The organism is Iningainema tapete BLCC-T55 (assembly GCF_014698965.1).
In the GTDB taxonomy this organism is placed as follows: domain Bacteria; phylum Cyanobacteriota; class Cyanobacteriia; order Cyanobacteriales; family Nostocaceae; genus Iningainema; species Iningainema tapete.
In genome coordinates this window covers 1-20,993 of sequence record NZ_JACXAE010000092.1, presented here as the reverse complement: position 1 = coordinate 20,993, position 20,993 = coordinate 1, and the positions used below count along the sequence as shown (strand labels likewise).

At 41.1% G+C, this 20,993-nt stretch carries 18 protein-coding genes and 1 tRNA gene; 7 read left to right on the top strand and 12 right to left on the bottom strand.

The window, feature by feature from the left end; all coding sequences use genetic code 11:
- Window positions 1–2 precede the first annotated feature (2 nt).
- The 4 genes from ICL16_RS30700 to ICL16_RS30685 all read right to left on the bottom strand — a co-directional run bounded on the left by ICL16_RS30700 (window position 3) and on the right by ICL16_RS30685 (window position 4,996).
- Window positions 3–1,919, bottom strand: a complete 1,917-nt coding sequence (locus ICL16_RS30700; protein ID WP_190835384.1) for a hybrid sensor histidine kinase/response regulator — start codon at window positions 1,917–1,919, stop codon at window positions 3–5.
- A 74-nt stretch (window positions 1,920–1,993) separates the two neighbouring features.
- On the bottom strand, window positions 1,994–2,638 hold the full coding sequence (locus ICL16_RS30695) for a retron system putative HNH endonuclease (RefSeq protein ID WP_190835383.1): 645 nt from the start codon (window positions 2,636–2,638) through the stop codon (window positions 1,994–1,996).
- Entirely contained in the window at window positions 2,635–4,011 is a 1,377-nt protein-coding gene (locus ICL16_RS30690) for an AAA family ATPase (RefSeq protein WP_190835382.1), read from the bottom strand. Before ICL16_RS30690 ends, ICL16_RS30695 begins: the two co-directional genes overlap by 4 nt.
- Before the next feature lie 70 nt (window positions 4,012–4,081).
- Window positions 4,082–4,996 carry a metallophosphoesterase family protein gene (locus ICL16_RS30685; RefSeq protein WP_190835381.1) on the bottom strand — a complete coding sequence of 305 codons (915 nt, stop codon included), beginning with the start codon at window positions 4,994–4,996 and terminating at the stop codon, window positions 4,082–4,084.
- 130 nt (window positions 4,997–5,126) lie between these two features.
- Between ICL16_RS30685 and ICL16_RS30680 the strand changes: the two genes are divergently transcribed.
- Window positions 5,127–6,095: a hypothetical protein gene (locus tag ICL16_RS30680; RefSeq protein ID WP_190835380.1), complete on the top strand. Its 969-nt coding sequence runs from the start codon at window positions 5,127–5,129 to the stop codon at window positions 6,093–6,095.
- Window positions 6,096–6,274: 179 nt separating this feature from the next.
- Here ICL16_RS30680 and ICL16_RS30675 read toward each other — a convergent pair whose 3' ends face one another.
- Window positions 6,275–8,167 carry a GAF domain-containing sensor histidine kinase gene (locus ICL16_RS30675; protein WP_190835379.1) on the bottom strand — a complete coding sequence of 631 codons (1,893 nt, stop codon included), beginning with the start codon at window positions 8,165–8,167 and terminating at the stop codon, window positions 6,275–6,277.
- A gap of 89 nt (window positions 8,168–8,256) precedes the next feature.
- Here ICL16_RS30675 and cobN point away from each other — a divergent pair, with 89 nt between their 5' ends.
- Both cobN and ICL16_RS30665 read left to right on the top strand, forming a co-directional pair.
- A complete protein-coding gene (gene cobN / locus ICL16_RS30670) occupies window positions 8,257–12,150 on the top strand; it encodes a cobaltochelatase subunit CobN (protein ID WP_190835378.1) in 3,894 nt (1,297 codons plus the stop codon).
- Between the two features lie 21 nt (window positions 12,151–12,171).
- On the top strand, window positions 12,172–13,287 hold the full coding sequence (locus tag ICL16_RS30665) for a peptidoglycan-binding domain-containing protein (protein ID WP_190835377.1): 1,116 nt from the start codon (window positions 12,172–12,174) through the stop codon (window positions 13,285–13,287).
- A 123-nt stretch (window positions 13,288–13,410) separates the two neighbouring features.
- Here ICL16_RS30665 and ICL16_RS30660 read toward each other — a convergent pair whose 3' ends face one another.
- The 4 genes from ICL16_RS30660 to lipA form a co-directional block, all read right to left on the bottom strand.
- Complete coding sequence (locus ICL16_RS30660; RefSeq protein ID WP_190835376.1) at window positions 13,411–13,866, bottom strand: Fur family transcriptional regulator; 456 nt, start codon at window positions 13,864–13,866, stop codon at window positions 13,411–13,413.
- A 296-nt stretch (window positions 13,867–14,162) separates the two neighbouring features.
- Window positions 14,163–15,413, bottom strand: coding sequence for an RNA polymerase sigma factor SigC (gene sigC / locus ICL16_RS30655; protein WP_190835375.1), 1,251 nt, complete (start codon window positions 15,411–15,413; stop codon window positions 14,163–14,165).
- Window positions 15,414–15,864: 451 nt separating this feature from the next.
- On the bottom strand, window positions 15,865–16,791 hold the full coding sequence (locus ICL16_RS30650; protein WP_190835374.1) for an NAD(P)H-dependent glycerol-3-phosphate dehydrogenase: 927 nt from the start codon (window positions 16,789–16,791) through the stop codon (window positions 15,865–15,867).
- A 132-nt stretch (window positions 16,792–16,923) separates the two neighbouring features.
- Complete coding sequence (gene lipA / locus ICL16_RS30645; protein WP_190835373.1) at window positions 16,924–17,802, bottom strand: lipoyl synthase; 879 nt, start codon at window positions 17,800–17,802, stop codon at window positions 16,924–16,926.
- 115 nt (window positions 17,803–17,917) lie between these two features.
- Here lipA and ICL16_RS30640 point away from each other — a divergent pair.
- The 3 genes from ICL16_RS30640 to ICL16_RS30630 all read left to right on the top strand — a co-directional run bounded on the left by ICL16_RS30640 (window position 17,918) and on the right by ICL16_RS30630 (window position 18,951).
- Window positions 17,918–17,991 (top strand) — tRNA-Pro (locus ICL16_RS30640).
- A gap of 155 nt (window positions 17,992–18,146) precedes the next feature.
- Complete coding sequence (locus ICL16_RS30635) at window positions 18,147–18,497, top strand: hypothetical protein (protein ID WP_190835372.1); 351 nt, start codon at window positions 18,147–18,149, stop codon at window positions 18,495–18,497.
- Between the two features lies 1 nt (window position 18,498).
- A complete protein-coding gene (locus ICL16_RS30630; RefSeq protein WP_190835371.1) occupies window positions 18,499–18,951 on the top strand; it encodes a hypothetical protein in 453 nt (150 codons plus the stop codon).
- Between the two features lie 220 nt (window positions 18,952–19,171).
- On the opposite strand, the gene ICL16_RS47850 is transcribed toward ICL16_RS30630, so the two are convergent.
- The 3 genes from ICL16_RS47850 to ICL16_RS44975 are packed head-to-tail and all read right to left on the bottom strand — an operon-like array spanning window position 19,172 to window position 20,329.
- The gene (locus tag ICL16_RS47850) at window positions 19,172–19,360 is read right to left on the bottom strand and encodes a transposase (RefSeq protein WP_420485316.1); all 189 of its coding nucleotides are present in this window, start codon (window positions 19,358–19,360) and stop codon (window positions 19,172–19,174) included.
- A gap of 14 nt (window positions 19,361–19,374) precedes the next feature.
- Complete coding sequence (locus ICL16_RS46980; RefSeq protein ID WP_202895800.1) at window positions 19,375–19,746, bottom strand: transposase; 372 nt, start codon at window positions 19,744–19,746, stop codon at window positions 19,375–19,377.
- 7 nt (window positions 19,747–19,753) lie between these two features.
- Window positions 19,754–20,329 carry a transposase family protein gene (locus ICL16_RS44975; protein WP_202895799.1) on the bottom strand — a complete coding sequence of 192 codons (576 nt, stop codon included), beginning with the start codon at window positions 20,327–20,329 and terminating at the stop codon, window positions 19,754–19,756.
- A gap of 303 nt (window positions 20,330–20,632) precedes the next feature.
- Here ICL16_RS44975 and ICL16_RS30620 point away from each other — a divergent pair, with 303 nt between their 5' ends.
- Window positions 20,633–20,770, top strand: a complete 138-nt coding sequence (locus ICL16_RS30620; protein ID WP_190835370.1) for a FitA-like ribbon-helix-helix domain-containing protein — start codon at window positions 20,633–20,635, stop codon at window positions 20,768–20,770.
- Window positions 20,771–20,993: the final 223 nt, after the last annotated feature.

Sequence of the window (20,993 nt, the reverse complement as noted above, 5' to 3'; positions counted from 1 at the left end):
TGCTAGTTCTTGTGTACTAAATTAGAGATTGCAGTCACTAAATCTATAGGATCAACTGGTTTGGACAAATACATTTGAAAACCTGTAGCCAAAACTTGAATCTTGTCTTCTTCTCTGGCGTAAGCTGTAAGTGCAATAGCTGGTAGATTCCTACTTTGCCCTGCCTCAAGGGAGCGAATTTGACGCATTAATTCGTAACCGTCAATTGGTTGCATCCCAATATCACTTACAAGTACATCTGGATTAAGTTCTGGCAAAATTTGTAAAGCTGCATCTGCTTGTGATAGTGCTGTGACATTTGCTCCTTCACCTTGGAGAATTTCTGCAATCAGTTCTAAGTTATCAACATCATCATCAACTGCCAAAATTTTTAAACCATGAAGTAGAGTAACACAGCTAGAATTACTCCTAGCTTGTTGCTCTTGTTTCAAATCCTTTAAAAGTGGTAGCTTGACTGTAAAGGTTGCGCCCAATCCCAGTCCATCACTATGTGCAGAAATTGTACCACCGTGCATTTCCACAAGTTGATTGGCGATCGCTAATCCCAAACCAAGTCCATTCCGAGAACGCGAATTTATACCATCTCCCTGACGAAAACGCTCAAAAACATAGGGAAGAAAGTCAGGACTAATGCCAATTCCATTATCACTAACTGTGATTTGAGCATAGCTGCCATCCTCTTGTTTTACCGACCGCACCTCCACTTTACCACCATTTTGAGTATATTTAATCGCATTAGCAAGTAAATTCCAGACAACTTGTTGCAAACGATTTGCATCACCCTTAACCAAAACCTCTTGACTATCAATTATAGAGACTAAAATAATAGACTTAGCTTCGGCAGACAAACGTACAGTATTGAGAGCATTTTCCATCACTGTGACCAAATTAATCACGGATGCTTCAAGTTGCATTTGTCCCCGTGTTAAAACAGACGTATCGAGAATATCGTTAATCAAAAGGTTCTGCTGAATTGCGTTGCGTTCAATAATTTCTAGACTACGATTTTGGGTTGCTTGATCAAAGTTACGGCTACGTAAAAGCTTTGCCCAACCTAAAATCGCATTCAGAGGAGTGCGCAGTTCGTGGGAAACCACAGCCAGAAATTCGTCTTTCAAACGATTTGTCTGCTCTAATTCTTCTTCTCGGCGTTTGCGCTCAGTAATGTCCAGAACTACCCCAATCATCCGCGTCGCTTGACGAATCTTATTGTAGTAAAATTTACCCCTACTACTTATCCAATGGATACTACCATTAGACCAAACTACGCGAAATTCACAATAAAAGTCAGTTTTTGTTTCTAAAGCACTGGTAATAGCATGAGCAACTCGCTCTTTATCGTCTGGATGAAGACAAGCGAGAAATGCTTCATAAGTTCCGCCAAAGCTACCAGGAAGCACACCAAATAACCGTTCATGATTTTCGGACCAAACTATTTCACCTGTAAGCACATTCCAATCCCAAGTACCCAGGTAAGCTGCTTCTAGTGCCAGTCTCAGACGCTCTTCACTTAACTGCAATTGTTCAACAGCCATAGCATATTCTTCGCGTATTCTTTGCTGCTCTAAACTTTGCCGTAAAGCTAGCGATAGCCGTTGTGGTTTCCCCTTCAGGACATAATCACTGAGTCCAGACTTCATTCCGGCAACAGCCACTTCTTCGCTACCAGTGTCAGTAAACATAATGACAGGACAATCTGGGTACTTAGCTTTAATGGCATTAAGAAGTGTTAAGCCATCATTCCAGCGTAACTGGTAGTCTATAATTGCCGCATCAAAGTTACCAGCATCCAGTACTTCTTCAAAACTATTAGCATCGATTACTGAACAGACTTCTAACTGAGAAAACTCTTGCTGAAGTTGTCGCGTTACTAGCAAGCGATCATCTGGATTATCATCAATTAAGAGAATGCGTAGCATGGTTGTGCTATACCTAAGAACCTCCAAAAGAGCGTTTTTCTGGTGCGTTATTGTAACGCACCTTGCACATTCTACTAAAAATACTGCTCAAGTACATAGGCAATGACATGACAAAAAGGTGTATATCGCCCCTGTGCATCTAATTGCTGAAAACCTTGAGCCAACTGCTTTATCTCATCATCAGTCAAACTTTGACTTGCTTGCAAAGCCGCATCTATTGCTACACGACGTAGTTTTCTCAGCTTACTTATGTCAAGAGCAAGCTTTGTAATTGTGGTTTTAGCTGCTAGTTGCTGATCGGGATCGTCTGCAGGTAAAATTTCTCCAAACCCGGAGTACTTAAAAAAATCTGCACATTTTGGATTAAGGGGAGAAATCATTAGCTCCTCATCATACCAGGCTTGTTTTTTATGTCCACAATGTACTGGTACGCGGGGTCTGTCTTCATCTTCACCTTGACATGAAGCTATTAAATTAGTGTACTCAAATGTCAATTCTTTGTAAACACTTTTCGGCTTAAAATGTTCAATATGACATTCTTTTCTACTAATCGGTCTACCACAGTAGCAACAAATGTAACCTTGCTCTTTTAGTAATGAATGGTATACATCATTTTTGACTGGTTGAGAAAAAGATTTCCAATTGGGTGGCTTATTTCCACGTCTCTTGTTCCATTCTGTTAAGCTACTGGGTTCTTGACTCTTTTTAATATATTTCATCGATTGAGAATTTCCTTACGTCGAATCAGTACATCTGCCCTCACAAACTCTGGATCATCTTCTCCTATTTCGTTGGCTAAATTTTGGCGCAATTGCCGCGCACCACTGAGATTTCCTTCATCAATAAGTCGAAACATCTGAGCAAGGTTCTCTTGAATTTCTGTTGGACGTTCTGGAACATCCATAATGTCTTCTAAAATCTGATTACTATCTCTACCAAAAGAACTTTCTGGTTGCTGAGCTATAATACCTTCATCTGTTCTTGTTAATAAATAAATTCCCTCTGGTTTAATATGGCTAAGTACTTGTGGTGAATGGGTAGTAAAGATAAACTGACAATTGGGGAATGTTGTTGTTAAAGCAGGAATAATTTGCCGTTGCCATCGTGGGTGCAAGTGCAGTTCAATTTCATCAATTAAAACAACACCAGTACCTTGAAGTGGATTTGCTGAAACTGGGTTAGCGATCGCCAAACGTCTAGCCAAATCACCCACCATTGCCAACAAACATTTTTCTCCATCAGATAACTGATTAACCACCAATTCCTGACTTTGTTTTTCTATAGTCATTCGCAATGGACTACGTCTCACCCGTAAGTTTTCAAATCCAGGTAATAATGATTTGATTGCTTGTCTTGTTGCTTGAAGTTGAGGATCTTGGTAGTTTAAGTTATTCACCCGTAATTCGTTTTCTAAATCTTCTCGATTTCTAAACCAATCAAAGAAGGTTTTGAAGTCAATTCTTCCGCCTGTAAGTGCTTGTTGGTAGGCATCTGTTGGTACAAACTCAGATTTATCGGTAATCTCTAAAGGAATATCAAGCACAGCACGATTCACTGGGTAGTAAACTGCTACAGGTAAGGCTTCGACTTGCGATCGTAGTTCTTCAACGATTACTCCAACATCTTCTGGCAAATCTCCTCCGGCAATAGTTGAAAGCGTGAATTGTATTTGCTCTGCAAAAGCTTCCATCAAAGGGTTTATTTTATTTCCACCAGGGCGTGAGTCTTTTTTAATCTTCGCGTTTAACTTTTCTAAATTATTACTCAGAGCTTTAAAAGCTGATAACGGATCTTCATCCCTAGCCTGAGTAAGGGACCAAGTCAATTCCTTCGAGTCTATTAAAACTTGTATTTCATTATTTGTCTCTCTGCTTCCATAGGTAATATCATCCTTACCTAAAGAACGTATAGAATCAGAAGATATTTGAATTCGTCCTGTAAATTGCGAGAGCAAAATCGCCAGACAATCAAGAATGCTTGATTTTCCTACCCCATTGATCCCAATTAGTACCGTTGGACTAGTTTCATCAAACTCCAACGTCATATCATCAATGCCACGGAATGAATTTATAACTAAACGTTTAATTCTCATAATGATTAAATTTATTGCAGTTTACTCGTTCCCAGAAACCCGGTTTCTTTAAGAAACCGGGTTTCTGAGATTACGCTGACACTAAAGGAACAACACCCTGATCGAAAACTTGGTTATCAGTACCGATCCCACTAATTTCTATTCTATCTGCATAAACTTCATAGGTAGCGAAACTTAATTTCTCAGCCGAATAAGCTGTCCAAGAAGAACGTCCGACACGACGAGTACCTGCACCACCACCACAAATTAAATAAGTTGTGCCATTAATAGAACTACTACGTTCATAATGGTGTTCGTGACCATTAATATAAAGTTGGACGTTATGTTTTTGAAATATGGGAGTGAAGGTTTTGACGAAAGTTGGATTAGTACCATAAACACCAGAGGCATATACTGGATGATGCCCATACACAATTTTCCAAGGAGCATTAGAACGGCTTAATTCTTGCTCTAACCAAGAAAGTTGGTTTTGCCAATCAGCATTATGGTTAGTATCTAAAACAAAAAATTGTACTTTGTCCCGACGAAATGTGTAGTAACGTCCACTCATATTAAAGCCAGGATATTTGAGTTGCAAATCACCGTTAGCAGTGCGAATATCGTGATTTCCTAAACAAGCTTGAAATTTGACTCCTTTTTGGAGTAAAGATGCATAAGGACGTTCAAATACTGCGCCAATTTTTTCCATTTCGCCATTGGTATAAATATTATCTCCAGCGAGAACTACTAAATCGTAGGGCTTTTGACTATGATAACTAGTCATAGCCTCAGCTACAGCATACTGCCCTCTGTCACCAGTGCCTGTATCTGCTACGGAAACAAACCGCAGTAATAAGTCTTGTTTCGCTGGGTTGGCGGCGATCGCTATTTTTGCAGTGGCAACCTGAGTATTTTTACTGATTTGACGACTTACGCAACCTAAAAATCCGATGCCAATAGCGCTGAGGCTACTAAAATATATAAATTGACGGCGTTTAAGTTTCATATTTGACCAAATTTAATCTTGTCAGAAGTCAATTTAGTTGTAATGGAGTGATAAATTAAGGCAGAGAAAGCAGCACCAGCTTTGAATATAAGTCATTTGTCCTTGATTCGCAGCCAAGAGTGAAAGTTCCATGCCCCAAGATAACGATAATTCACAACCACCATACTCAAGCGAACCAGAAGCGAATCAATCGGAATCGACGCTTGAGCAAGTAACTCAACCTCCCCAAAAACCTTATCAAACAGTTCAGCCATTTTGGAAGGCTAAAACGATCCAAATTCTCAAAGGGACGATTGGGGTTTTAGAAGCAACAGTCCAGAAATTGGAGACAGAACCCGCCCCAGGAACCGTAAATTGGTGGAGTACAGTTTTAGCAAGGCTCCGCTCTTTGTTTCCAGCTTTATCAAGATTGTCAAATACTGCTTTGACAGGAGTTATTGTAGCAACTGTTACTCTCATAGTTTGGACTGGAGCAACTATTTTTGGTAGTAAGCCTAACGAAGTGGTGACTATTCCGCCTACTTTAGAAACACCATCAGGAGCAGTTGCTACTTCACCCCAAGTAGAAACATCTCCCCCACCACAAGTTGAGGAAACCCCGTCGCCAACACCAGAAGTAACCCCACCTCCAACTGTAGAGGAAACGCCACCAACCGCCGTTGAAACCCCGCCGCCTGTAGAGGAAACTCCAGCCTTGGTTGAAACTCCGCCACCCGTAGAGGAAACTCCACCACCAGAACCGGAACCAACACCAACGCCGACAATCATCTTGACACCAGAGCAAACCTTGATTACGGCAATTGAAAATCAAGTGGCACAGGTGAGCGATCGCTTTGCCTCCGGCTTGATCAAATCAATTCAAGCTAACTTCCGTACTAGTAATCTTACTATAAAAATTAGTGATGATTGGTACACACTCAAACAATCCCAACAGGAAAAATTAGCAGCTGATATGCTGCAACGTTCTAAAGAACTAGATTTCACCCACTTAGAAATTATTGACTCTCAAGGTAGGCTTGTAGCACGTAACCCTGTTGTCGGTACTGAGATGATCATTTTTCAACGGCAAGCGTTAACAGTACCAAATTCTGAGTCCTAATCACATCACTCCGCGTTCTACTACCCAAGCTTCCAATTCTCCATTGCGGAACTCATAACCCAGAAATCGGCATGGTGTAACACCATCAGCACAGGTTGTATAGATTGTTATGCCATTTCTGATGGATATGAAAGCATAAAGTTTCCCAAAATTTTGCGCTCTTGTCTCCTGTCTCCTGACTACTCACTCAACACTGGCGCTGGTTGTACTGGTATCCATACGGTAAAAATAGAACCAACGTTTGGAGTAGATTCTACTTCAATTCTACCGCGATGAAGTTCTACAAGTTGTTTGGTTAAAGCTAAACCTAGTCCAGTGCCTTCGTAGCGACGGCGGTATGGGGTATCAAGTTGGTGGAATTTCTCGAATAATAGTGATAGTTGATCTTCGGGAATGCCAATGCCTGTGTCTTCTACTTGAAACACTGCATTTTTGTCTTCTCTCCAAAGACGTAAAATAATATTACCACCTTGTGGTGTAAATTTAATCGCGTTACTGAGCAGATTCCAAAGAATTTTTTCCACTCGTAGTGCATCAGCGGTAAAGCGATCGCCTTGTTGGTTGATTTGTAAATCAAGTTGAATATTGACTTGTTGAAGAGTTGCTTTTTCTTCTAGCTGCTTTAGTGTAGTTTCAACTGTATTCACCAAAGAAAATTCTGTAATATTTAATACTGCTTTACCTGCCTCTATTTGAGACAAGTCAAGGATGTCATTAATCATTGCTAACAAACGTTCTCCACTGTCATGGATTGTTTGCAAATAATCTCTTTGACGCTGACTCAACTCACCAAAAGACCAACGTAGTAAAGTAGAAGACATCCCAATTACATAAGTCAAGGGTGTGAGCAATTCATGACTGATGGTAGCAAGAAATTCACTTTTTAAGCGGCTAGCTGCTTCTGCTGCAACTAAAGCATCATGTAGCGCCATTGTCCGCTCAATCACTCTTTGCTCCAAACTTTGTTTTTCTTGAGTGAGATTTTGCATTAACTCAGCTTGGTAAATAGCAATAGCTAGTTGTTCCGCAACACCGCTGAGCAAATTTTTTTCACTCTCACTCCAGTGATATGGCTCATAACACTTGTGAGCAATTAGCAACCCCCAAAGTTTGTCCTCAAATATAATTGGGGAAGCCAACTTTGCCCGAACTTTAATTTTTCTTAAGAAATTTAATAGACATTTTTCTAGGGTATAAGTTTTTTCCACATCATCCACCACTAGAGTAAAGCCGTGGCGATACTTCTCCCAACATTCAGTTCTTGGTTGTAAGCAATTTTTTTCTCGATAATTCAATACCGAACTGATGGAGTGATCAGAAAGGACTTCATAAACAATACAACCAGTATATCCTGGTAAATCCTCCTCTAGCGGGATGTCAGGAATGGGATTTTTGTTATGAGATTTTAATTGATTAAATTTATAAACAACTAGTCTATCTAACTCTAAAAACTCTCGTACCCGTGCAACTGCTGTTTCCATAATTACCGATAAATCCATACTTGTACGGATTTGAGTGGTGACTTGATTCAACAGCCGCTCTTGAGCAATCTGTTTTTCCAGAGCATCTTCTACTGGCTGACAAACAGAACTATAAAGAATTGTTGAAGGTTGTGTCATCGCCCCTGTTGATTCTGGGAGAAAATATTTTAATAACAAAAGCGAAAATTTACTCACAAGCGTGGCATCATTAGAACCGGGAATTTGACTTAATGCTTGGAGGTTGTGATAAGTTTGAGAATCATGCCCAAACAAGTCACGCAATTGGCTCAGGAACGAGGCGCAAGCTTCGGAATTAAAACTAAAACTTACGTGAAGTTGTGAATCCTGAATCTGAGCTAGCGTATTTTGCGGAGAACCTAACAACAGCGCACAAAATTGCTCGTAAACAACCATTGTAAACCTTCGCCTCTCCCACTCCTGAGGGATGCGAATTGACACCAGCACTGCTTCTGTAAGTACCACGGCTTGATTTCCCACTGCTTGAGCCATCTGTTGTAATAACTCCCCAAGCTGATTAAATACATCAACGGACAAAGTTTGCTCAAAGCTCAAATCAGGAGAAATCAGCATGTTCCATCATTTGGTGAAAGGAGCTAAATGATCAGCTAGAGATTTTTTAATTTTGTCTAACCAACAGTTTAAGATCGTAATAGAGGATTATGCATCGTATAATTGCGTTATCGGGGGGATGGAATCCTCAATCGGAAGGGGTATTCTTCTTAGAACAAACTCCGGCTCCCTTGGTGTTTATCACCGCTGCTGATACAGACATACAAACTTTGGCAGCTGCTGTTGCCAAATTACCAGCTACATTTTCCGCATTTAGAGTTGCCAACTTATTGCAATTGCAGCAGCAAATAAGTATTGACTCCTACGCCGAGCAAGTCTTAGAACGTGCCTCTGTAATTATTTTACGTTTATTAGGAGGACGGTCTTACTGGACTTATGGCTTAGAAGTAGTAGAGGAAATTGTACAACGTAATGGTACTACTTTAATTGTAATGCCAGGAGACGATGCTCTCGATCCTGATTTAATGTCTCACTCTACTCTACCTTTAAGTAAGGTCAATCAAATATGGCGTTACTTCAATGAAGGCGGGATAGAAAATATTGTTAACGCTCTTTTGTATATCAGCGATACTTGCTTGTTAACTTCCTTCCATCCCAAACCACCCTTGGCAATTCCTCGGGTTGGTTTGTATGAGTGGGAAGCCCAATCCCCAATCCCCAATCCCCAATCCCCAATCCCCAAAGTAGGCATCCTCTTCTACCGCGCCCATTATTTGGCAGGAAACACAAAAGTTATTGATGCTTTGTGCGCTGCTTTAGCAAAGCAAAATTTAGAACCACTACCAGTGTTTGTTTCTTCTTTGCGTGAACCTGATGTTACCGCAAAGTTATGCGAACTTATCCAACCTCAAGACTCACCACAAATAGCGTTATTAATCAATACCACCAGCTTTTCTCTAGCACGTCTGGATGCCGATACGCCGCAAACGGAACTGTGGCAGAAATTGGATGTACCTGTGTTGCAAGCGATTAACAGTAGTGGTTCGGTTGAACAGTGGGAGTTAGGGTTGCAAGGACTTTCGCCTCGCGATATAGCCATGAATGTAGCGCTTCCGGAAGTGGATGGGCGAATTATTAGTCGCGCTATATCTTTTAAAGCATTGCAAAGTAGTAATTCCAGTCTAGAAACTGATGTGGTGATTTATGAACCAGAAAATTCACGTGTTGAATTTGTTGCCCAATTAGCAGCTAATTGGGTACGTTTACGTAATAAGCCACCTCATGAACGGCGTGTAGCTCTGATTTTGGCAAACTACCCTAGCCGCGATGGACGCCTCGCTAATGGTGTAGGTTTGGATACGCCTGCAAGTTGTGTGGAAATTCTCCAGGCTTTGCAAGAGTCGGGGTATGGGGTGGTAGATTTACCTAAAGATGGGAATGATTTGATCGAATGTCTGCAGGCTGGGGTGACAAACGATCCGGAGGGTGGGGATTTGCGTCTGGTGCGGCAATGTGTTTCTTTGGCGGAGTATCAGGAGTATTTTGCTTCGTTGCCGGAGGAGGTGCGGAGGGATGTTGATGAGCGGTGGGGGGGGGTTTTTGATTTGAACCGCAAAGACGCAAAGGGCACGAAGGAAGAAACAGAGGGAGAAGATGTTTATTTTCCTTTCTCACAAACTCCCCTAGTTCCCTTCTCTTTTCCTATTTCTGGTGTTCAGTTCGGTAATGTGTTTGTGGGTGTTCAGCCTTCTAGGGGTTATGATGTTGATCCTAGTTTGAATTATCATGCGCCGGATTTGGAACCTACTCATGGTTATTTGGCTTTTTATTTTTGGGTGCGGGAATGTTTTGGTGCTGATGCTGTGATTCATGTGGGGAAGCATGGTAATTTGGAATGGCTTCCTGGTAAGAGTGTGGCTTTATCTGATACTTGTTTTCCGGAGGTGGCTTTGGGTGCGCTTCCTCATTTGTATCCGTTTATTGTTAATGATCCCGGTGAGGGTTCACAAGCTAAGCGTCGCGCTCAAGCTGTGATTTTAGATCATTTGACGCCTCCTTTGACGAGGGCAGAACTTTATGGTAGTTTGCAAAAGTTGGAAAATTTGATTGATGAGTATTATGAGGCTTTAAGTTTAGATCCTAGTAGGTTGTCTGTGGTTTGCTCGCGCATTCAGCAATTGGTGATTGAAGAAAATCTTCACCGTGATTTGGGATTAGAGATCGAACAAACCGAGTTTTCCATCCAAAATTTCCTCGGACGTGCTGATGGTTATCTTTGTGAGTTGAAGGAGGCTCAAATCCGCGATGGTTTGCACGTTTTTGGTGTATGCCCTAGTGGGCGACAGTTACGAGATTTAATTGTGGCGATCGCTCGTCATCCTAATCGTTATCATACAGGTATTACCCGCGCTTTGGCTTTTGATTGGGGTTTAGATTTTGATCCGCTGACGGAAGATTTTGGGACTGAGTTATCAGCGTCGGATGTTCAGATTTTGGCTGATAAACAAGAGCGCATTTGTCGTACTGTTGGTGATGCGGTTGAGGTTTTGGAAGAATTTGCTGCTGGTTTGGTGGAACAGATTATTCATGATTTGGGTAAAAAAGACGCCCCACCGGGGCGTCTCTACGTGTGTCTCGATTGGATTGGCTCTACTCTTCTTCCGGCTTTGCAACAAACTGATGAAGAAATTACTAATTTGTTACGTGGGTTGGATGGGAGGTATATCCCCAGTGCTCCTGCTGGCGCACCTACGCGGGGACGCCCAGAGGTTTTACCAACTGGTAAAAATTTTTACTCTGTAGATATTCGCGCTATTCCGACAGAATCTGCTTGGAGTGTTGGTAGAAATGCGGCTGAGACATTGATAGAGAATTATACTCAAGAGCATGGTGAGTATCCTAAAACACTGGCTTTGTCTGTGTGGGGAACGGCAACAATGCGGACTGGGGGTGATGATATCGCTGAAGCTTTGGCTTTACTAGGTGTACAACCTGTATGGGATGGTGTGGCAAGGCGGGTGGTGGATTTTGAAGTTTTGCCACTTTCTATTTTAGGACGCCCGCGTGTGGATGTCACATTACGCATTTCTGGCTTTTTTAGGGATGCTTTTCCTAATTTGATTGATTTATTTGATCGGGCTGTGGCAAAGGTGGCAGCTTTGGATGAACCACCAGAACAAAATCCTTTGAGTGCGCAAGTACGTGAAGAAACGCAGTTGTGGACTCGATTGGGTTTAAGTTTAGAACAAGCAACGGTGCGATCGCACTACCGGATTTTTGGTTCTAAACCTGGTGCTTATGGGGCGGGACTTCAGGGTTTAATGGAATCACAAAACTGGACAGATGACCAAGATTTGGCTGCCGCTTATATAAACTGGAGTTGCTATGCCTATTGTGCACAATCAGGAGAGCCTGTGAGAGAGGGAGTGGGGGAGAAAATTTCTCCTGTACCCCCCTCCTCTCTGGGGGGGCAACCAGCACTCTTAGCGTTTAAGCAGCGGTTGCAGAGTCTTCAAATTGTTTTGCATAATCAAGACAACCGTGAACACGATTTACTTGATTCTGATGATTATTATCAATTTCAAGGTGGCTTAACAGCGGCAGTACGTGCTTTTGGGGGAAATCCCCAAACCTATTTTGGGGATAATTCTATTCCGGCTAAGCCAAGAGTCCGTCAACTCAAGGAAGAAATTGCACGAGTGTATCGTTCTCGTGTAATAAATCCTAAATGGATTGCCGGAGTCATGCGTCATGGTTATAAGGGTGCGTTTGAAATGTCGGCAACGGTGGATTACCTGTTCGCTTACGATGCTACTGCTAAATGTGTGGAAGACCATATGTACCAAGGAGTGGCACAGGCGTATTTATTTGATTCGGTTGTTTCTTCGTTTATCTTAGAGAATAACCCTCATGCTCTGCGGGACATTTCGGAAAGATTGTTAGAAGCACACAAGCGCGGTTTATGGGAAGATGTAAATATACAAACACTGGAAAACTTGCGCAGTTTAGTTCACCAAGCCGAAGCAGTGATTGAAGGAAAATAAGTGGTGTAGGACACAACTACTATGGAATATCTTGCGTATTTGCACTCAGCTTTTGTTTATGAAAACACCTCATCCAGTGAACTGGTTTCTCTTGGCTGTTTGTTAGATACAGCAGCTTCCCCCAACTGGAAAAGACTTTCAAGTAAAGCTTGGAAGTATATGTTACCCCTTGCCATTACTTTATCTGTTCTTAGTGTTGTTGGTCACGCCTCAGCTTTAGAAAAAGGAGATCGAGGTCCTTCTGTAAGAAGTTTACAACAACAACTAAGGCGGACAGGGTTTTATCAAGCTCCTATTACTCAAATATATGATGCTCGCACAGAAGATGCTGTGCGACGCTTCCAAACGGCAGCAGGGTTGGAGGTTAATGGTGTTGCAGGATCTGCTACTTTACAAAAATTAGACACGTGGCGTCGTGCTAATGGTGTTAGTCAACGTAGAAATGAACGTACTAACAATTCTTCAAATGAAGAAAGAACCACTGAGACGGCACTTAAACGTAAGAACCCAAACTTCTTACAAAAAGGAGATGAAGGTGAAGACGTGAAAGTTCTGCAAGAAAGATTGCGAGTAGCAGGGTTTTATTACAATAACTCAACAGGAGTATTTGGTCCGATTACTGAAGAAGCAGTTAAGCGATTCCAAAAAACATACAATTTAGAAGTTGATGGTGTTGTTGGACCAGTCACTCTACAGAAATTGCCACCACTGAGTGTTGGCTACGGAGACGAGACTCCTAAGACTATTAGTAATAGTGATAAACTCCGTTTGGGCAATCGCGGTGAAGCTGTGAGAGTTGTACAAGAACAGTTGATCAAGGCTGGTTATTTACAGGGAGAACCCAATGGCTATTTTGGCCCTTATACAGCAGATGCTGTACGGCGTTTCCAAGCAGATAATTACTTAGCTATCAGTGGTATTGCAGGTCCTACTACCCGAGCTAAATTACATAGTTCAGTTAGTCCTACGGACAAGAGTGATTTTAGTGTCCTAGAAATACAGAGACGGCTGCGCGATCGTGGTTTCTATAAAGGCTCCCTTAATGGTGTTATGGGCGAAGAAACCAAGAAAGCGATTAGACAAGCTCAACAATTCTATGGTGTAAGTTTGAGTGATGTGAGGAGCGGACGCTTTTAGCATCCGCACTCATTATTTGTCAATATTTCCAATCTGTTGCCAACCTCCAATTACAGTTAGCCAAAAACTGCAAAACTGTGATTAAGTAGCTCTGGGCGCATCTACCATAAACCTGCCTCTTTGTTACAAAGGCATCAATGCCCTTTGACACTTGGGGCAGACAGCATGAATTGTCAGTTGACAGTCGAGGAGGTGAAAGCCTTCTTTTTGTGCTGTTTTTGCGCCAATTTTTAAAATTGAGTCGTTTTTGAACTCGATAGTCGCGTTGCACCTGACGCAAATTAGGTGATGATGGTGATGAGGGTAAGGCTGGTTAATTTCATAATGTTTATGTCCCTCTCCTAGTTCTAGTTCTCGCAAAATTCCCATCCGTGCCATCAACTTGAGTGTCCGGTAGATGGTTGATAAGCTGATTCCTTCTCCGTCGCTTTCTAAGCGATGGTAAAGATCCTCTGCGCTGAGGTGTTCTCCTTGTGGTAGTTCTTGAAAAATGTGTAGAATTACTTCGCGTTGAGGTGTTAAGCGCCAGCCACGTTCGTTTAATTCTGCTTTAAGTGATGTTGTAGTGTAGACAGTCATACAAATTTTTCTCAACAAACTCTGTTAGTTGCGAATATAGCAAAAGTTTTGCTCTATTTGCAATAACAATTATTTATTGAGAACATTTGTTAAATGCTCATAGTCATTCATAAAATCTTGACAAGAAAGGTAATTCACTATCCCTGCCTCAAACATATCCCTAGTAAAAAACGGCAAGACTATAGCCTAATCAAATGCAAATAATTTGCCATAAGTCAAGAAGGGAGTTGGGAATGGCTAATTGTTCAGTGTTTCAACCATTAGCCAGTCTTCCATTAGCCATTCTCCATTCCCCATTAGCTTAAAGACTCCAAATAGTCGCGAATAAGGTTACGCCGCTTGGGTTGGCGCAACTTTTGCAGAGCTTTGGATTCAATTTGGCGTACTCGTTCCCGTGATAAGTCTAAGGCACGACCAATTTCTGCTAAAGAGTAAGGATGACCATCTGACAACCCAAATCGCATCAGAATTACATCACGTTCACGGCTAGTTAAATCAGCTAAAAGATGCTGCAAGTCTCTTTGTAAAGATTCTCGCATTAATGTTTCTTCTGGTGATACACTGTCTGTTTCTAGTAATTCTCCTAACTCAGTATCTTTATCTTTTCCGACTTTGGTTTCCAAAGAAACAGAGCGGGGCACTCGTAATAGAACTTCTCGCACTTGGGCTGGTGTCATTTCTAGCTCAACAGCAAGATCTTCTAAGGTGGGAGTACGACCTTTTTCTTGTGCTATTTTGCGTTGAGCCTTTTTGATTTTGTTCAGCTTTTCTGTAATGTGAACAGGTAGGCGGATTGTACGGCTAGAAGTAGCGATCGCCCGTGTAATTCCTTGACGAATCCACCAGTAGGCGTAGGTACTAAAGCGATAACCCTTTGTGGGATCAAACTTCTCCACTGCTCGTTCTAAGCCGAGAGTGCCTTCTTGGACTAAATCCAACAATTCCAAGCCACGATTTTGATACTTCTTAGCAACAGATACTACCAAGCGAAGGTTCGCTTTGATCATGTGTTCTTTTGCCTGAAGTCCTTCGCTTTGAATTTGCTCAAGTTCTTCTACAGTCAACTTGGCAACCTCAGCCCAACGGCGTTTTCCTAACCCTAAAATCTGCTTTAACTCGAACACGTCTACACCAGCGGTACGCGCCCAACGTTCTAGAGAAGGACGATGTCCCAGTTCTGATACTAAACGCTCTTGGATTTCAATGATCCGAAGATAGGGTGAAATAATCTCATCTCCCAGCTTAGCTGAGTGAGATAGGAGAGTACGCATACGCAGGTAGCGCTGGACTTTTTGCGCTTCAGAAACCTCTTCATCCCGCCCTAACAACCGAACTCGTCCAATTTCTTGTAGATATAGACGTACTAGATCTGTGCTACGACGGTTTGGTTGATTCACAAAGCTAGCAGAGTCAACAGAAGCCATCTCCAGATCTTCCAAATCGTCTATCGGCTCACTCAATTCATCAACCGTGAGATCTGAGTCAAAGTCCTGGGAGGACAGTTTGGCAGCGTAGGCGGCATCTGCGTAAAAAGATGTTGCTGGCATAAAGATCGTCTCAATGGCTCCAGGTAACAATAGGTTCCGGTCGGATAATCAACTGATGCTATTGTTCCCGTGATTTTAGATGAACTAACAGAATTTACAGGTTTCATCTAAATTTTTTTTCCACGGTTGCGGGTTCCATCTAGGTTTTTTTGTAAAAAAAACCTATACTGGTTGTATTTGACACAGTACAGCAGAACTAAGTCGGCTGCCTCTCTTCTCCCATTGAACCAATAGCTATTCAAATAAAAATACAGACTTTAGTTTTTTTCGTACTAAGTCAAGACTTGAACTTAAATAAATCTTGACGGTATTTTTTGTTACGTGTTATAAACATAGTCTGTAAATAATCCTATTTTTCACATACACATCCATATCTACAGAGCTACTTAAGTGATTTCCTGAAGGTTTTTCTACTAATTTTTCTTGCTTTGCTGATAAAAGGTGACATTTCTTAGATAAAATGCTCCGGCTTCATGTCCCGCACCATCAATTCTTCAAGGGCTTGACGGGGTGTAACCTCACTTTGGATTAAGCGATAAACTTGTTCTGTAATCGGCACAGAAATATTTTGCTGCTTGGCTCGCTGCATCAAAACAACAGTAGTGTTGACTCCCTCAGCGGTTCCTTCTATATGAGCAAGAATTTCTGTGAGTGTTTTGCCGCATGCTAGTTGATAGCCAACTTGGTAATTGCGACTCAAGGGGCTGTTACAGGTTGCTAACAAATCACCTAAACCAGATAAACCGTAAAATGTTTCCATCTTGGCACCCCAGTGGACACCGACGCGAACCATTTCTGTAAGTCCACGGGTAATTAGAGCAGCTTTGGCATTGGTTCCCAGTTGCAAGCCATCACAAACACCAGCGGCGATCGCAATTACATTCTTCAACGTTCCCCCCAGTTCCACACCCAAGGGATCAGAATTGGTATACACCCGGAAACGATGAGAAGAAAACACCAATTGCACCGACTGTGCAGCCGCTGCACTCTCTGAAGCAACCACTGTAGCAGCGGGCAGTGACATTTGAATTTCTTTAGATAAATTAGGACCACACAGAACTACCACTGCATGAGTGGGAAAAACTTCTTGCCAAATTTGCAACGGCGTGCTGGTAGTTTCTGGCTCTAAACCCTTCGTCGCCGTCACAAAAATAGTTTCTTTGGAAATAGGTAAAGATTGTACTTGAGCCGCAACCGCTCTCACACCTTTCATCGAAATAGCTGAAAGGATAATATCAGCATCTTCTACCACCTCCAAGAGAGTTTTCGCCCCTCCACGCGACCACAAGCGCACACTGTACCCATTTTCACTTGCCAGGGTTGCCAACGCCGATCCCCAAGCACCCGCACCTAAAATCGCTATAGTAGTTTCTCGCACCTTTCATCATTACTGTTATTTTTAACCGCCAAGACGCCAAGAGCGCCAAGAAATGTTTTCTTTTGCGCTTTTGCGCGGCAGGTGCTTCAACGGGGGGAACCCCCGCAACGCACTGCCTTGCCTTTGCGTGAGCTAAAATCTACTACGTGGGTAACGTTCCATCAATTCCCTCACCTGTTCAGCATGATATGAGCTTCTTGTCAAGGGTGAAGAAACAACTTGTAAAAATCCCATTTCCTCACCAAACGCCTTCCACGCAGCAAATTGCTCTGGTTTGATAAATTCATCAACTTTCAAATGTTTTTGACTAGGTTGGAGATATTGTCCAATAGTCAGAAGATCGCAATCCACTGCGCGTAAATCCTGCATAACTTGGCGAATTTCCTCGTCAGTTTCTCCAAGTCCCACCATAATACCGGATTTCGTGTAAATTCCCGGAGCGATTTGGCGCGAGTGCTTCAACAATTCCAACGTCCGTTGATAATTTCCTTGAGGGCGTACCCGCCGATACAGACGTGGAACTGTTTCTGTGTTGTGGTTGAGAACTTCTGGTTGAGCAGAGAGAATTAATGAGAGAGCATCCCAGTTACCGCACAAGTCGGGAATTAGTACCTCAATAGTTGTGTCTGGAGATACAGCACGAATAGCTTGAATACAGTTGATAAACTGCAATGCACCACCATCTGGTAAGTCATCGCGGTTCACAGAAGTGATGACGACGTGATTGAGTCGCATCCGGCGTACCGCTTCCGCCAGTCGTGCAGGTTCTGTGGAATCGAGGGGTTTGGGTTTTTTCTCAAAATCAATATCGCAGTAGGGACAGGCGCGTGTACAAGCAGGTCCCATAATTAAAAATGTAGCAGTACCCGCGTTGAAGCACTCCCCAATATTCGGACAGGATGCTTCTTCGCAAACTGTATTCAGGGCTAAATCCCGCAAAATTTCTTTAACGTTACCAACGCGCTCCCACTGAGGCGCTTTTACCCGCAACCAATCTGGTTTAACACTCACAATCTACTTTTACATCTATATATATACAGATTTAATCCTAGCAAATCATGTTTTAGGCGATCGCTCCCCCACTCCCCTACCATTTTTCACTCAATTGTGCTATCCTTATATCTGCCGGGATGTAGCGCAGCTTGGTAGCGCACTTCGTTCGGGACGAAGGGGCCGCTGGTTCGAATCCAGTCATCCCGATTTTTGTGTGTCGATTGACAAGTTGGTTGTCGTGATTATAGGTTTATGACTAGAGTATTTTAGAAATTGAATTGAGTTTAGCAATTTTTTAATTTTAGAGTTGATATAAAAAAATGATTTTTGGAAGATAATGTACTAAACTCTCGTTGGAGTTGATGGTTATTGCTATGTTTTTACAAAAAAAAGGGATTGCAAAAATATCCAACTTGGCATTAAAAGAAAGCACAGCATTAAAAAAAGCAAATTTTACTAGTTTAAATGTAAAAAAACTAAAGGCAGTTTTGTCTTACTTTTCTTACTTGCGTAACAATGGAGAGATTAGCGATAAGGCATTTGAAAATTTAGTTCGTTATGCCTGCTCTATTTTCATTGAAAATGAGGTAGAAGAAATAGTTCAAGAAGCTTTAGAGCTAAAGCTTGCGCAGTTTTTAAAATCCAACTTTTCCTTTGTAGATGAAGAAGTTTATGAAATGGAAAATATCTCTCGGCTAATGAGGAGCAGATAAGATGTCTAGTAACCAGTCTGAATCTAATGAAAGCTTGGAGAAGAAAAAGGAGGAACAAGACAAGCCAGGAAAATTAAAACAGCTTCCTGATGAATTAGAAGATTTACCTCCAGAATTAAAGAGAGTTGTAGAAGCAGCTTTTTCCATACAGCGTATTTCTAGTACACCATTACTCTCGCCAATTCAAGACAAGATTAATGAATCTCACATCTCAAAAATACTTGAGATTGTAGAAAAGGATGATGAAAGAACCTTTGCAGATGCCCAGGCATCTCGCAAATATACTCTTATTAATACAATTATAATTTTGCTCGTATTTGTATTTTTAACAGTTTTTTTAGTCAATAAAGATGTAGAAATTTATAGAGAGTTATTAAAGTTAAGTATTGCCTTTGCTGGTGGCTTAGGTAGTGGATTTGGTCTAAAAGGTTATTTAGACCGAAAAAACAAGTAGCCTTCGCAAATAATGTGTCAAGGAAGAGAAAAACCTTACTCTGCTTCAGCTTTAGGTGTTTTGATATCAATAATTTGTTAAGATTAAATTTAGGGTCTTCAGACTTTATGGTGATAAAATTATTTGATGAATACCATAACTAACAAATTTTATAAACATAGAAGTATCATGAAAAATATCCGGCTATTTTTTCTTATTCAACTGACGCGCAACAATCTTTTTAGTCAAGAAAATTAACTAACATACGCACCCGGAAATTTTCAAAATTAGTAAATCCGTATGCTGTTCGTTTAATTTGTTTAATTTTGTTATTAATACCTTCCATAATTCCACTACTTGTGTGACTCAGAAAATAATTGCAGATTGTATCTAAATGATTTTTGATTGTTTGTATTACTTGACCATACACCACAGATGCTTTTTCTAACCATTCTGGTACCGTTCTTTTCCTGATTCTACTGTCTCACTTGTCTCATAAATATTGCGAAATTCTTCTTTATAATTGTAAGCTATTCTCAATCGCTTAGACTGATTCAATAATTTTTCTAATGACTCTAACTCCGACTTATCTAAATCTTTTTTATTCCTGAGAATTAATGCTTTCTGTTTCCATTCTCTAATTCCTACTTGTTTGGTAATTGTATTCAGTTCTTTAATTAAGTGCTTCATTACATGAAATCTGTCAGTCACGATTTGAGCATTTGGAAAAATTTGTGGGATGATTTTCGCAAATCCGGACCACATATCTATACTTACCTCCTCAACTTTCTCTCTCACCTCAACTGGTTGCTCCATAAGCTTTTTAACGATTATAAGAATGCGTGTGACCATCAATTACATCAATTAGTTTTCGTCCCGACAAATCACTGACTACTGTTTTAAAACTTTTGTGACCTTTACGCATAGCGATTTCATCTATACTTATGCGGCTTACTGGTTGCCAATTTTTTTTTAAATGCCGACGACTGACATGATTAAATATTCCTTCGGTTTCATCAAAACTCAATCCTTCTTCTATTGCAACTTTTTCAATACTCGACCCTTTAATTCTCTCAAAAATATTCTCTTCATATCTTTGAGTGTGTCGTCTTTGCCAATCTATCCACTCCCAACGCTCTGTTGAGTAATGTTGACATTTAGAACAATAAAACTGACGCCGTGGTACTCTCAAATAAACTACTTTTCCAAACACTGATAAATCTCTAATCAAAACTGGTCTATTTTGATTAATTTCCGTTATATAATACTGACAATGCGGACAATTAATTCCAACATTTTTTAGTTCCAGATGCAAACATATGCTATCCTCAATTTTTGAGTAACCAATCACACTTACATCAGGTAACTCCAGTAATTCTGTCAAATGGCTTTCCATCATTTTTAGACTTAACTCAATTATTATAAGTTAATATTATCCCAAAAATTCTCATATTTAAAACATTTATCTGGCTAAATTTGTCTAACTAAACTAAATTAAACCTTTTTATTGAGAATTGTAGCTTTTAACATACTATTTTCCCTAGAGCAGTTCGACTGTAAGTTATGCTATATAAGTGTTTCAGACTTTTTTTGCTTGTTTCATGCTATTAACTATTAAAAAAATTAATCACCATAAAATCTGAAGACCCTAAATTTATTTTGTTACTAGACATTATAGAAAGTTGTTAGGGAGGTAAGAGCGATGGCTGAAGTTATTATCCAAGATTTAGAACCAACCTTGCTCCAGAAATTGGAAACGCTTGCTCAGCTTAATGGGCGATCGCTACAAGCTCAGTTAAAGCACATTCTACAAGCAATCCGTATTCACACTCTCACGTAATACGATATTGCATAGTTTTTGTGCAACATCAGAGCGTTCATGTGCAGGGTGCGGGATGGTATCTTGTTTCAACCAATCAGCGATATCCTTAAGCAGTTCGTAGTTTTCAAGATTTATTAATGTAGAACTATGTACAGCAGGCTCTACTGACTTTTCCCGTTAAGTCTCTATAGCAAGCTGCCAACCCTCGCAGAGGTCGTGTAATTTTAACCAACCTCGCCAC

What these genes read in the sequence shown, in the direction of transcription:
- ICL16_RS30630 (WP_190835371.1), top strand. Translation starts at nt 18,499, where the DNA reads ATGTCTAGTAACCAGTCTGAATCTAATGAAAGCTTGGAGAAGAAAAAG.
- ICL16_RS44975 (WP_202895799.1), bottom strand. Translation starts at nt 20,329, where the DNA reads ATGATGGAAAGCCATTTGACAGAATTACTGGAGTTACCTGATGTAAGT.
- cobN (WP_190835378.1), top strand. Translation starts at nt 8,257, where the DNA reads ATGCATCGTATAATTGCGTTATCGGGGGGATGGAATCCTCAATCGGAA.
- ICL16_RS30690 (WP_190835382.1), bottom strand. Translation starts at nt 4,011, where the DNA reads ATGAGAATTAAACGTTTAGTTATAAATTCATTCCGTGGCATTGATGAT.
- sigC (WP_190835375.1), bottom strand. Translation starts at nt 15,413, where the DNA reads ATGCCAGCAACATCTTTTTACGCAGATGCCGCCTACGCTGCCAAACTG.
- ICL16_RS30660 (WP_190835376.1), bottom strand. Translation starts at nt 13,866, where the DNA reads ATGACTGTCTACACTACAACATCACTTAAAGCAGAATTAAACGAACGT.
- ICL16_RS30665 (WP_190835377.1), top strand. Translation starts at nt 12,172, where the DNA reads ATGGAATATCTTGCGTATTTGCACTCAGCTTTTGTTTATGAAAACACC.
- ICL16_RS30685 (WP_190835381.1), bottom strand. Translation starts at nt 4,996, where the DNA reads ATGAAACTTAAACGCCGTCAATTTATATATTTTAGTAGCCTCAGCGCT.
- ICL16_RS30700 (WP_190835384.1), bottom strand. Translation starts at nt 1,919, where the DNA reads ATGCTACGCATTCTCTTAATTGATGATAATCCAGATGATCGCTTGCTA.
- ICL16_RS30680 (WP_190835380.1), top strand. Translation starts at nt 5,127, where the DNA reads ATGCCCCAAGATAACGATAATTCACAACCACCATACTCAAGCGAACCA.
- ICL16_RS30695 (WP_190835383.1), bottom strand. Translation starts at nt 2,638, where the DNA reads ATGAAATATATTAAAAAGAGTCAAGAACCCAGTAGCTTAACAGAATGG.
- ICL16_RS46980 (WP_202895800.1), bottom strand. Translation starts at nt 19,746, where the DNA reads ATGGAGCAACCAGTTGAGGTGAGAGAGAAAGTTGAGGAGGTAAGTATA.
- ICL16_RS30620 (WP_190835370.1), top strand. Translation starts at nt 20,633, where the DNA reads ATGGCTGAAGTTATTATCCAAGATTTAGAACCAACCTTGCTCCAGAAA.
- ICL16_RS30675 (WP_190835379.1), bottom strand. Translation starts at nt 8,167, where the DNA reads ATGCTGATTTCTCCTGATTTGAGCTTTGAGCAAACTTTGTCCGTTGAT.
- ICL16_RS30635 (WP_190835372.1), top strand. Translation starts at nt 18,147, where the DNA reads ATGGTTATTGCTATGTTTTTACAAAAAAAAGGGATTGCAAAAATATCC.